The 12524-nt window shown below is 40.2% G+C and carries 12 protein-coding genes; all 12 read left to right on the top strand.

Annotated features, from left to right (window positions below):
• The first annotated feature begins 4 nt into the window (after window positions 1-4).
• Window positions 5-2041 (top strand): DNA topoisomerase, encoded by a 2037-nt coding sequence (locus tag DW152_RS09605; protein WP_118288508.1) that lies wholly within the window; start codon window positions 5-7, stop codon window positions 2039-2041.
• A gap of 70 nt (window positions 2042-2111) precedes the next feature.
• Window positions 2112-2783: a hypothetical protein gene (locus DW152_RS09600; RefSeq protein ID WP_021861154.1), complete on the top strand. Its 672-nt coding sequence runs from the start codon at window positions 2112-2114 to the stop codon at window positions 2781-2783.
• Window positions 2784-2801: 18 nt separating this feature from the next.
• The gene (locus DW152_RS09595) at window positions 2802-3275 is read left to right on the top strand and encodes a methylglyoxal synthase (RefSeq protein ID WP_117537252.1); all 474 of its coding nucleotides are present in this window, start codon (window positions 2802-2804) and stop codon (window positions 3273-3275) included.
• Window positions 3276-3727: 452 nt separating this feature from the next.
• Window positions 3728-5257, top strand: a complete 1530-nt coding sequence (locus tag DW152_RS09590; RefSeq protein WP_118288507.1) for a sodium:solute symporter family protein — start codon at window positions 3728-3730, stop codon at window positions 5255-5257.
• Window positions 5258-5420: 163 nt separating this feature from the next.
• Window positions 5421-7409: a 2-isopropylmalate synthase gene (locus DW152_RS09585; RefSeq protein WP_021861151.1), complete on the top strand. Its 1989-nt coding sequence runs from the start codon at window positions 5421-5423 to the stop codon at window positions 7407-7409.
• Window positions 7410-8069: 660 nt separating this feature from the next.
• Window positions 8070-8618: a hypothetical protein gene (locus DW152_RS09580; RefSeq protein ID WP_118288506.1), complete on the top strand. Its 549-nt coding sequence runs from the start codon at window positions 8070-8072 to the stop codon at window positions 8616-8618.
• Window positions 8619-8802: 184 nt separating this feature from the next.
• A complete protein-coding gene (locus DW152_RS09575) occupies window positions 8803-10110 on the top strand; it encodes a hypothetical protein (RefSeq protein ID WP_118288505.1) in 1308 nt (435 codons plus the stop codon).
• Between the two features lie 65 nt (window positions 10111-10175).
• Window positions 10176-10319 (top strand): hypothetical protein, encoded by a 144-nt coding sequence (locus tag DW152_RS13280; protein ID WP_158570036.1) that lies wholly within the window; start codon window positions 10176-10178, stop codon window positions 10317-10319.
• A 225-nt stretch (window positions 10320-10544) separates the two neighbouring features.
• Window positions 10545-11051: a hypothetical protein gene (locus tag DW152_RS09570; RefSeq protein ID WP_118288504.1), complete on the top strand. Its 507-nt coding sequence runs from the start codon at window positions 10545-10547 to the stop codon at window positions 11049-11051.
• A 24-nt stretch (window positions 11052-11075) separates the two neighbouring features.
• On the top strand, window positions 11076-11723 hold the full coding sequence (locus DW152_RS09565) for a hypothetical protein (protein WP_147363199.1): 648 nt from the start codon (window positions 11076-11078) through the stop codon (window positions 11721-11723).
• Window positions 11724-11739: 16 nt separating this feature from the next.
• Complete coding sequence (locus DW152_RS09560; RefSeq protein WP_118288502.1) at window positions 11740-12300, top strand: insulinase family protein; 561 nt, start codon at window positions 11740-11742, stop codon at window positions 12298-12300.
• Window positions 12297-12524 (top strand): hypothetical protein (locus DW152_RS09555; RefSeq protein WP_147363198.1); only part of this gene is annotated, 228 nt, incomplete at its 3' end. The genes DW152_RS09560 and DW152_RS09555, both read left to right, overlap by 4 nt.

The following is a 12524-nucleotide window of genomic DNA, read 5'->3' as shown; positions in this document are numbered from 1 at the left end:
ATATATGGGGAAATCATTATATATCGCGGAGAAACCAAGTGTGGCGCAGGAATTTGCCAAAGCACTGAATATTTTTGCAAAGAGAAAAGACGGATATCTGGAATCGGAAGAAGCCGTTGTAACGTGGTGCGTTGGGCATCTCGTTACAATGAGTTATCCCGAAGAGTATGATCCGTCACTGAAAAGGTGGAGCCTTGAGACTCTGCCTTTTATTCCGCAGGAATTCAAATACGAAGTAATCCCGGGTGTTGCAAAACAGTACCGGATCGTGGCAGGGTTACTAAACAGAGCGGATGTGGATACAATCTATGTCTGTACCGACTCCGGGCGAGAAGGAGAATATATTTACCGCCTGGTGGAGCAGCAGGCACAGGTGACCGGCAAGAAAAGGCTTCGTGTGTGGATTGATTCGCAGACAGAGGAAGAGATATTAAGAGGGATCAGAGAAGCAAAAGACCTCTCCGAGTATGATAATCTGTCGGCGTCCGCTTATCTTCGCGCGAAGGAAGACTATCTGATGGGAATTAATTTTTCCAGACTGCTGACACTGAAATACGGGAACAGTATTTCCAGTTACCTGAATACAAAATATTCCGTGATATCGGTAGGACGTGTCATGACGTGCGTCCTCGGAATGGTCGTGCGCAGAGAGCGGGAGATCCGTGAGTTTGTGGAGACGCCATTTTACCGTGTGCTCAGTGCGATCGGGGAGAGCGGACAGACATTCGAGGGAGAATGGCGCGCCGTGAAGGGCTCCCGCTATTTTGAATCCTTTGATCTTTATAAGGAAAATGGTTTCAAAGAAAAAGACAAAGCAGAGGCGCTCATTCAGTATTTAAAAGAAAATAATGAACCACTGACCTGTCAGATTACTTCCATTGAGAAGAAAAAGGAAAAAAAGAATCCGCCGCTTCTCTATAACCTGGCGGAGCTCCAGAATGAATGTTCCAAAAGATTCAAGATCAGCCCGGATGAGACACTCAGAATCGTGCAGGAATTATACGAGAAGAAGTTGGTTACATATCCGAGAACGGATGCCCGTGTCCTCTCAACAGCAGTGGCAAAAGAGATCCACAAGAACTTAAACGGGCTGATGAAATATGATGTTGCCGTTCCATATCTGAAAGAAATCGTATCCTTCGGTTCCCATAAAGGACTGGAGAAGACAAGGTATGTAAATGATAAACAGATCACAGATCACTATGCAATTATTCCGACCGGACAGGGTATGGGGGCGTTGAATGGTTTATCCCATCTGTCCAAACAGGTGTATGAAGTGATCGTGCGACGTTTCTTGAGTATTTTCTATCCACCGGCTGTATACCAGAAAGTTGCGATTGTGACGAAAATCAAGGAAGAGTCCTTTTTCTCCAGTTTCAAAGTACTGGCAGAAGAAGGATATCTGAAAGTCGCAGGCAATCCGGCGAAGAAAAAAGCAAAGACAAATAACGCTGACAGTCCGGATGACGGACAAAACGATGGACAGATGGAGGCGGATGTAAACTTTTTTGAGAAGATCAAGACGTTAAAAAAGGGTATGTCTCTCCCGGTACAGGCGTTAGACATCAAAGAGGGAAAGACATCACCGCCGAAGCGTTACAATTCCGGTTCACTGATTCTTGCAATGGAAAATGCGGGGCAGTTGATCGAAGATGAGGAACTGCGTGCACAGATTAAAGGAAGCGGAATCGGAACAAGTGCAACAAGGGGAGAGATTTTAAAAAAATTATTTAACATCAGATATTTATCTCTTAATAAAAAGACGCAGATCGTAACTCCGTCCATGCTCGGAGAGATGGTATATGACGTTGTGCAGAATTCCATCCGTTCACTCCTTAACCCGGAACTGACCGCAAGCTGGGAAAAAGGACTCAACTATGTTGCGGAAGGTGACATTACTTCCGAAGAATATATGCAGAAGCTGGATCATTTTATCGTCAGTCGCACCGAGGGTGTGCGCGGACTCAGAAATCAGAGCCAGCTCAGAAACTGCTATGATAAGATCGCGCAGTTTTATAAGAAGACGAATAAAGGTAAATGATTTGCCAGCTACTTAAGAACGTGGTATGCTGATACAAAAGAGAGATTACTGTAAAGGAGAAAAGAAACAAATGAAAGAAATAACAGTGAAGGAGTTATACACACTGGATGAGACAATCGCAAAAAATCTTTTTGAAGGTGTGACATATCCATGGGAAGTGCTGCCGAAGATCAGTGCTTTCATTCTGGAACTGGGAAAAACATTACCGGAAGAGGAATATGACAAAGTAGGAGAGGACGTATGGATCGCCAAATCAGCGAATGTATTTCCATCTGCTTATGTACACGGACCTGCGATCATCGGAAAGAACGCAGAAGTCAGACACTGTGCATTTATTCGTGGAAATGCGATTGTAGGTGAGGGTGCGGTTGTCGGAAACTCTACAGAGCTTAAAAACGTTATCCTGTTCAATAAAGTACAGGTACCGCATTACAATTATGTCGGTGATTCGATTCTTGGCTACAAGTCCCACATGGGAGCCGGTTCTATTACATCCAATGTAAAATCAGACAAGAAACTGGTTGTTGTGAAGACACCGAAAGAAAATATCGAGACCGGAATCAAGAAATTCGGCGCTATGGTCGGAGACGAAGTAGAAGTCGGATGTGGATCCATCCTGAATCCGGGAAGTGTGATCGGAAGCCACACCAATATTTACCCGCTTTCCAGCGTGCGCGGTTATGTGCCGGCAAACAGCATTTACAAAAAGCAGGGTGAAGTGGTTGAGAAATACGAAGATTAATGATAAGGAGGACCAGATATGGACGACAGATATGTATCATTTGAAATTGCGAAAACAAAACACATTGCACTGGTAGCACACGACGGAAAGAAAAAAGAAATTGTAGATTGGTGTGACAGAAATAAAGACATCCTGAAAAATCATTTCTTATGCGGAACAGGAACAACAGCCAGACTGATCGCAGAGAAGACCGGGCTTCCGGTGAAGGCTTACAATAGTGGTCCGTTAGGCGGAGACCAGCAGATCGGTGCCAAGATCGTAGAAGGACAGATTGACTTCATGGTATTCCTCTGGGATCCGTTAGAGGCACAGCCGCACGATCCGGATGTAAAGGCATTGCTTAGAATTGCCGTTGTTTATGACATCCCGGTTGCAAATAACCTTGCAACAGCAGATTTCATGCTGCAGTCCAAATATATGTCTGAAAGCTACAGCCGTACGGTTGAGAACTTCAACAAGACGATCCAGGACCGCGTGAATCAGATGAAGTAATGATATGAGCATGAAAGTGGGATTTTAAGACCACGATATGCGAATAGAGAGAGGGATTGTGAGAGTGCGAAGCATGGAACAATCTACAGGTATTATAGCGTAAAGATTATATAGAATAAAAAACAGCCATCATGCAGGAAAACATTGTTATAAATACAATATTACTTGCAAGGTGGTTGTTTTTTACTGCCATAGTATCTGAGAAATCTGCCAGTGTCAGGTTTTACAGATATTGATAAGGTGAAAGAGAGAAAATTTATTGACAAGTACACAGTTGCTGTGATATCCTATGAAAAGAAATTAAAACTTTAATGCTTTAAAGCGTTACGCTTTAAAGCGACAAGCGGAACGGAGTTAGTAAAGAAACAGGTGAAAGATAGGAATTGAGAAGCTAACCTCTGCTTAAAAAGGAACGAGAGAAACAAAAGTAAAAAGAAAGATGAGGGTTTATTATGGGAATCAAGATTGTATTTCTTGTATTATTCTTCGCTGTGATGGTGGCGGTAGGTGTATACTCAAGAAAGCATGCAACCAGTGTTGACGGATTTGTTCTTGGAGGAAGGTCAGTAGGACCGTGGCTGACTGCTTTCGCATATGGAACATCCTATTTCTCGGCAGTTGTATTTGTCGGCTATGCAGGACAGTTCGGATGGAAATACGGACTTGCAAGTACATGGATCGGACTTGGCAATGCGATTATCGGAAGTCTGCTGGCATGGGTTGTATTGGGAAGACGAACCAAAGTTATGACGCAGCATCTGAATGTCAAGACAATGCCGGATTTCTTCGGAGAGAGATACGGAAGTAAGGCACTGAAAATTACTGCATCAGCAATCGTATTTATTTTCCTTGTACCGTATACAGCGTCCGTATACAACGGATTATCCAGACTGTTCGGAATGGCATTTAACATTCCATATACATACTGCGTTCTCGGAATGGCAGCATTTACAGCAGTGTATGTTATCCTCGGAGGCTATATGGCGACAGCGATTAACGATTTCATCCAGGGAATTATCATGTTAGGCGGAATTATCGGAGTTATCGGAGCTGTTCTTAGCGGACAGGGAGGGTTTATCCAGGCCATTCGCAAGATGGCAGAGATTCCAAGTGATGTACCTGTGACGATGGGACAGCCGGGCGCATTTACATCCTTTTTCGGACCGGATCCGCTGAACCTGTTAGGCGTTGTAATCCTGACATCCCTCGGAACATGGGGACTGCCGCAGATGATCGGTAAATTCTACGCGATTAAAGACGAGAAAGCAATCAATACAGGAACTGTGATATCCACATTATTTGCAGTTGTGATCTCCGGAGGATGTTATTTCCTCGGAGGATTCGGACGATTATTTGACAATGCATCTATTTACGATGAGGCAGGAAATGTCGTCTTTGACAGTATCGTTCCTTATATGCTGTCTACGTTACCGGACATCCTGATCGGAATTGTGATCGTACTTGTCTTATCCGCATCCATGTCCACGCTGGCATCACTCGTACTGACATCCAGTTCTACACTGACACTGGATTTCTTAAAAGACAATGTTATGAAAAATATGAGCGAGAAGAAGCAGGTGCGGACGATGCAGGTACTGATCGTATTCTTCATCGTGCTTTCCGTAGCAATCGCATTAGATCCGCCGACCTTTATCGCACAGCTTATGGGAATTTCCTGGGGCGCACTAGCCGGAGCATTTCTGGCACCGTTCTTATATGGATTGTATTGGAAACGAGTTTCCAAAGCGGCTGTATGGGCAAGCTTCGCAGCAGGTGTCGGTATTACCGTATCGAACATGTTTATCGGCTACATTGCTTCACCAATCAATGCAGGAGCGATCGCGATGATCGCAGGACTTATCATTGTGCCGATAGTGAGCGCATTATCACCGAAACCGGATACCGGAAAGGTGGATCAGATTTTTGAATGTTACGATGAAAAAGTCGTGATAACGAAAAAACGCTCTTTGGAGGCAAAATAAGACACAATCTAATACAATAAATTAAAAAACATCAAGGGAAGTGATTAAATTTACCACTTCCCTTTTTAATGTAGCTGTGTTAGTATAAGTGAGTGTTAAAAATAAACAACTAAATTGATGATTATTATTCAATGAGTTTTGTATAGAAGGAGAGGTAATACACATGAAAAATTATGAAAAATATCAGCGGTCTTATTTTATGCCGCCGGAGGTCACATACGATTGGGCAAAGAAAGATCACATTGAAAAACCACCGATCTGGTGCAGCGTTGACTTACGTGACGGTAACCAGGCGCTGATCGAGCCAATGAGTCTGGAAGAGAAGTTAGAGTTCTTCCAGATGCTTGTGGATATCGGATTCAAAGAGATTGAGGTCGGATTCCCGGCTGCATCTGAGACAGAGTACCAGTTCATGCGCACATTGATCGAGAGAAATATGATTCCGGATGATGTTACCGTACAGGTACTGACACAGGCAAGAGAACATATTATCAAGAGAACATTTGAAGCAGTTAAAGGTGCTCCACATGCAGTTGTACATCTTTATAATTCTACATCTGTTGCACAGAGAGAACAGGTATTTAAGAAAAGCAAAGAAGAAATTAAGAAGATTGCAGTAGATGGTGCAGAGTTATTGTTAAAACTGGCAAACGAGACAGATGGTAACTTCACATTTCAGTATAGCCCGGAGAGTTTCCATGGAACAGAAGTAGATTATGCAGTAGAAGTTTGTAATGCAGTATTGGATGTATGGAAACCTACAGCTGACAACAAAGCGATCATCAATATTCCGACAACCGTAGAGAATGCGATGCCACATACATTTGCATGTCAGTTAGAGTATGTAAATAAACATTTGAAATACAGAGATGATGTTATTCTTTGCTTACATCCACATAACGACCGTGGATGCGGTGTTGCAACAGCAGAGCTTGGAATGTTGGCAGGAGCAGACAGAATCGAGGGAACTTTATTTGGAAATGGAGAGCGTACCGGTAACGTAGATATTGTAACTATGGGTATGAACATGTACTCACAGGGTGTGGATCCGGGACTGGATTTCTCTAATATGAAAGAGATCCGCGAGACATACGAGAGACTGACAAGAATGCACGTTTACGAGCGTCAGCCATATGCCGGAGATCTTGTATTTACAGCATTTTCAGGATCTCACCAGGATGCGATCGCCAAAGGAATGCAGTGCAGAGAAGAGAGCAAGAGCAATCTGTGGACAGTTCCGTATCTGCCGATCGATCCGAGGGATGTCGGAAGAGAGTACGATTCCGATGTTATCCGTATCAACAGCCAGTCCGGTAAGGGTGGAGTCAACTACATCCTGAAACAGAGCCACGGCATCAACCTGCCACAGCAGATGCGTGCAGAGGTCGGATACCTTGTAAAAGACGTATCCGACAAGGCGCACAAAGAGTTGAGTCCGGAATGGGTATATCAGATCTTCTCTGATAACTACATTAATACAAAACCAGTATTCCATGTAGACGAGTGCCATTTCAAACAGACGGATGGAATTACTGCAGAAGTAACGATCAATCACCAGAATGAGAACCGCACGATCACAGCAATGGGTAACGGACGTCTGGACGCTGTCAGCAACGCACTGAAACAGTATTTCAACGTTAGCTATGAACTGAGCTTCTATGAAGAACATTCTCTGACAAAGGGATCTTCTTCCAAAGCTGTTGCTTATGTCGGAATCCTCTGCAACGGCAAGCCATTCTGGGGCGTTGGTATCGATGCAGATATCATCAAAGCATCTATCGAAGCGCTGACAGTTGCAGTCAACAAGCTGGAAGATATTGGGAGCGCCGATACATGCAAAGATGCAAGAATGATCGAGATTATGAATTATATTCAGGCAAATTATATTGATGTGACACTGGATGATCTGGCAGAGAAATTCTACCTGTCCAAGCCATATATTTCCAAATATATTAAGGAAAAATCCGGCATGACATTTGGCGAGCTGGTAAAGAAAATCCGCATGAAAAAAGCAAAAGCATTACTCAAGAGCAGCAATATGACCGTTGAAAATATTGCACTCACAGTCGGCTATCAGAACGTGGAGCATTTCAACCGTATGTTCAAGAAAGCTTACAACATGACACCGATTCAGTTCCGCAATCAGAAATAATTAAGAAGAGAATAAAATGAGAAAATAAGATGAAGCACCGCTTTCAGTTGTTCCGTAAAAGGACATGGGAGAGGTGCTTTTTAATTGTCATAGTATCCGGAGGAAGCTTCCAGTGGCAGATTCCGTAAGTAAAACTTCCAAATGCAACAAAACTTTGCTATACTTACAGTAATGATAAGCTTTAATCAAAGAAAGATAATAATATAAGCAGCACGACAGCAGGGCGATTTCTGAATGCATGAAACAGAATTTCCCTGCTGTTTTTAAAAACTTTGAAATTATATGTCACAAAGTGGAGCTGTGGATTGTTACTATATATGTAAGATAAATTATCCGGACGTGGTTGGATGAAAGAAAAGGGTTGGTAATGTTCGGAACTGAAGCTAGTTTATAAAAGGGATCTCTACAAAATCAGGTAAAAGTGAAACAAAAAATTACAGCAGTACATCTAAAAAATATTAGGAGAGGGTGGAAAGATTATGAAGAAAGGAAAACGAAAGAAGGACAAAAATCATGTGAGTTTCAATCAGATTGTAGCAACGACATTAATAACAGCACTATCCGTTACATCCGTATAATAGCATAGATGCAGTCATGAAAAAGATAGGTGCAAAATTTAAAAAAGGAATTATTGTAAGGAAATAATACGAGGTGATTAAGATGCTGGACATATTATATTCATACCCTACATGGTTAGCAATTATATCCATATACATTGTAGTAGATTTAGTTTATTTGTTTATATTTAGTAGTTATTTAAAGCAAAAGAATAATCAGGGTATTAATAAAAAAATAATATTTGCAAAATGTATAATTATTAATGTTGGTTCAAGTTTCTTTTTCCCAATACTAACATTTACTTCGTTTATTTTTGGCATTGGTAATGTTTTGGATGGTAGTAAACTTGAATATTGGAATGAAAGAATAGGTTATTCAATTTTAAACTATTACATATACGACAATGTATGGTCTGCTGGATGGGCTTTTATAGGATTTATAATTACTATATTTGTTGTTTATCAGATCGTCAGACGCTGGATATTTAATAAATTAGATATAAAAAAAGTATTGGCTAAAAAATATGCATTGACATTTGCTGTTGTAACCGCACCATGGATGTTGCTGTATCCAGAGTTTATAGCTAAAGTTGAAAATTTTTGGTGTTATTTATTCAATGTAGATGGAATAACATTTATTTCTTTCTGGTAATAAAAAAGGTCGTATAAGTAAAAGTGACAGCGGGGAAATTTCTGAATATATGAAACAGAATTTTCCTGCTGTTTCTAAAAAACTTGAAATTATATGTCACAAAAGAAAACTGTGGTCTGTTACTATATATGTAAGATAAATTATCCGGGATACGATATTATTCTACTATGAGAGGCGGTGTCTTATGAATTATGAAGGAATGATAGTATTTATTATATGTGTGCTGTATATTATCTTAAGCACATTTGGAATGGCATATTATGGAAAGAGAAGCGGAAAAGGAAATTGGAAAATCTGGACGGTCTTTCTTGTAACCAATATTATTGCAGTTAATTTAATTATAAAAAGCATGTCTGGCTCTACGATGACACAAATCAGTGAAAAAGCAGTTTCAGGAGAACTAGGTATAGAAGTAGATATTCTGGAAAATGAAGGTACGGAGTTAGCGGCATTTGATGGAAAGAATCATTATTATCGTGAAGGTAAAAAGATATTTTCTCTGGAAGATAAGAAACACATTGTGACTGTGCCAAATGAGTGCCGTAATTTTTCCGTGTCTGAAAAATATGTATACTGCGCAGTAGCCGACGGAGTACTGCAATATGACAAAGCGGGAAAACTTCTTCAGAAAAGGAAAATCAGTCAGGGTATATCGGAGATATGGCTTTATACAGGACAGAAGAATCTGTATTGCTATGTGAAAGATTTAAAAGGAATACGGTATGTGTATAGTTTTGATCTGGACGATGTGGCAAGACCGGGCAAAATGTCTTCGGAAATTTTAGATCAGACAACAGACTATTCGGCAGATGGGAATAAGATGTTAGAAGAATACCGGGCAGTGGAATTACCGGATTTATGGCTTATTGTTGACCGGTCGGACAGCAAAGTGCAATGGATGGACAAAGAGAAAGCGTTGAAAATAACTGGTAAAATCGCTGGAGTTGCATTTGTAGACAAACATGAAAAACGGCTTGTATTAACAGAGAATATGGTAGTTAATTATGATGGCAAAGATTTATATGTCCGTGATGATTTGCTGAAAATATCCGGAGAAAACAAATGGAAAGATTATGCAAATTGTATTACGGACAAGTACAGCATCGTGTCGGCAGATGTAAAGAAAAATACTGCCCTTGTGAGATTTATATCTTATGGAAATGATGGACGTGGCGTGAACCGAACAGGTTCTTTAGCAGAATTTGAAGGCAGTGGATTTGCCGGGATTGATTTATCAACAGGAAAGATTTCACATAAAGTAATCAAAGACAAAGAGCAGGTGCTTGCAGTATCAGATAACTATTATTCGACATTTTACAAAGGAACTGTAAAACGTTATCAGGTGAAAGATGATAAATGTATCAAAGAAAGCAAAGTGAACGGCTATAAGCGGAATGAAGAATATACGGTACAGACTTGTGAAAATATTGTCTTTGTGTTTGTGCGGCAGCAAAATGGAGATATGAAGCTGTTAGATGCGATAGAGATTTGATTTTCAAATGGACGAGCTGTTTGTTGCTGTATGTAAGATAAATTATCTGAGAAAGAGGTGAATCTATGTTATATGAATTATCATTTAACTACTGGGACAATGATCCGGCAAATGATGATAAGATAATCCTGGCGGTGTATTCATCCGAAGAGCAGAAAGGATTGGAGAAATTCAAAAAACAACCAAGATTTACAGGAAAAGAAGCCTAAAATGGCGAAATATTGAATGATGCTGACAGGATCAAGTGCAAGAATAAGCCTTAGATGAGATAATCTGAAATAAAGTCAAAGAAATTAAGAAGTATTCTAAGCTAAAATTGAAGAAATTCAAGATTAAGTCAATAATTAGCTAGAATAGCTAAGCTTCATTTAAAAAAAACTGACATTGAGTCAAAAAGTAGGTAATAGAATAAGTTTTTGATAAGGAGATAATAGTTGGAACCACTGAAAAAGCTACTTATAAATATTTTTGGACCGAAGTCAGATCCATGGACACATGCGAGAGCACTTCGGATAGGTAAGAAAATTTTAAAAGGAATATCTATATTAAATATTGTGTTTTTTGTTTTGGCTGTAAAGTACGGAGGAGATGCGACTTTTGCACTGTGCGGCTGGTTTATAGTCGCAAATTTGATGATTGTAATAATAATAAAGTTCAAAGATTACAATTTCATTGCCGAAGTAATCATAAATGGAAATGATATTTGTTTTGAATTGCCGGAAGAAGTAATTGTTGTATCAAAAGATGATATAAAAGAAATGATTTATATATTGTATGAAGTGCGTGTTTATCTGAAAAACGGGAAAAGGCTCTATGCCGACCGAAAATTTTGCCCGCCATATGTTTCTGTGGATGGCAGAAAACATCAGGGAATCAGAGCAGAAGACTTTGTGGGTGTAAAATTTATCATGAGGGAAGAAGATACAACGTTTAGAAGATAGCAGATGCTAACCTGCGAGGTACATATGGAGATTACAATCAAATCATACATTAAAGAGAAAGTCAAAATTGAATTATGGCAGTGCAGCCAGAATATTCTGAGTATCGATTTATCGGAAGGCGAAGACTGTGTGACTGACATAGATTTGCCAGAGTATGGCAAGACAGAAATTCTGGCTGCTGTTTCTGATGAAGATCCAGAAGAAGAAGGCAATTTTCTGGATCATCTCTTGTGGGGATTATACTATCTGCTGGATGGTGATATAGGAAGCCCTCTGGATGGAGAATCTGGTTTGATCGGTACGAAAATATCTGGTGAATTACGGGAAGATACTGCATTAAAGTTATCATGCGTTGGGAGCAGTCAATCAAAAGGTTATGTCGTTACGATTGAATGTAAAGAAAATTTAGAAAAGTCATATTATCTAAGAGTTGGAAAAGAAGAGCTGGAAAAGAAAGTAAAAGAATGGAAAAAACGAGTATTTTCTGCGTGGCTAATTGTAGCGTTTGTCTTTATATGCGGGATGCTATATGGAATCCTAAGAGTAATTCCGGTTATGAGTATATTCTGCGGTGTTGTGATTTTATTGTTTCTCGTATTATTATGTGTTCGGTTCAGAGATGCTGATAAACAGGTGGAACATTTATACGAGAAGGCAACTGATGAGATATGATTTATAGGAGAAGAACATGAAAAAATATTTTATTCCAATGCAGCACACGCATTCCTGCGTGGCAGGTCTGTATTTTTACGGTGGGAATATAGTTGAGAACAGAAAAAACAGAGGTATTTCACATCTACTGGAACATATGATCTTCCGGCGGTTGGATACGCTGAAGATGAAGGAGCTTTACCGGAATCTGAACAGGCAGGGATTTGATCTGCCAGATTCCATGATCTGTTTTGCTAAGACACTTCAGAAAGCAAAAGAAAATTTATCCGAAAAAGACAGAGAAGAAGTGATTGGATTTCATACATTCCAGCCGGGACTATGGGATGACTCTTGCGAATATAATCAGTATATTGCGGAAAGTGTGTTTACACAGGGTAGTTCTGTATATGAAGTGAAAGAGATTATCCGCCAATATGAAAATGTTACAGTTGAAGAATTAAAACAACTGGCAAATGAGATATTTACGCCGGAAAATATGAGCATCAGCGTTGGCTATGACAGTTGGTACACGAAGAAATCAACTTTGGAAAAGAAATGCCGGAAGATGCGAAAAATACTGGGAGGACAATACTTATGATGAATAAAATATCAATTATTACATTTATAGGAATGATTATTACCGGACTCATATCAGTCGCGGTGTTTCTAGCGCCGGTAAGTGGTTTCCTTATGTATCCGTTTTTTGCGGGCTTCGCAGCACTGCTTGGGATTGTGAGCGTACTGCTTGCAAGAGAACATAAGATTTTGCGTGAATATTACGGTGCGGCAGAGCCGCCAGTCCGGTGTGGCGAGAGCCACCTG

This window comes from Dorea sp. AM13-35 (assembly GCF_003473885.1).
In the GTDB taxonomy this organism is placed as follows: domain Bacteria; phylum Bacillota; class Clostridia; order Lachnospirales; family Lachnospiraceae; genus Dorea_D; species Dorea_D hominis.
The sequence above is the reverse complement of the archived record's forward strand: the minus strand, read 5'-3'. Positions and strand labels throughout refer to the sequence as shown.

Coding starts and splice junctions, on each gene's coding strand:
- DW152_RS09605 (WP_118288508.1), top strand. CDS start 5: ATGGGGAAATCATTATATATCGCGGAGAAACCAAGTGTGGCGCAGGAA.
- DW152_RS09600 (WP_021861154.1), top strand. CDS start 2,112: ATGAAAGAAATAACAGTGAAGGAGTTATACACACTGGATGAGACAATC.
- DW152_RS09595 (WP_117537252.1), top strand. CDS start 2,802: ATGGACGACAGATATGTATCATTTGAAATTGCGAAAACAAAACACATT.
- DW152_RS09590 (WP_118288507.1), top strand. CDS start 3,728: ATGGGAATCAAGATTGTATTTCTTGTATTATTCTTCGCTGTGATGGTG.
- DW152_RS09585 (WP_021861151.1), top strand. CDS start 5,421: ATGAAAAATTATGAAAAATATCAGCGGTCTTATTTTATGCCGCCGGAG.
- DW152_RS09580 (WP_118288506.1), top strand. CDS start 8,070: ATGCTGGACATATTATATTCATACCCTACATGGTTAGCAATTATATCC.
- DW152_RS09575 (WP_118288505.1), top strand. CDS start 8,803: ATGAATTATGAAGGAATGATAGTATTTATTATATGTGTGCTGTATATT.
- DW152_RS13280 (WP_158570036.1), top strand. CDS start 10,176: ATGTTATATGAATTATCATTTAACTACTGGGACAATGATCCGGCAAAT.
- DW152_RS09565 (WP_147363199.1), top strand. CDS start 11,076: ATGGAGATTACAATCAAATCATACATTAAAGAGAAAGTCAAAATTGAA.
- DW152_RS09560 (WP_118288502.1), top strand. CDS start 11,740: ATGAAAAAATATTTTATTCCAATGCAGCACACGCATTCCTGCGTGGCA.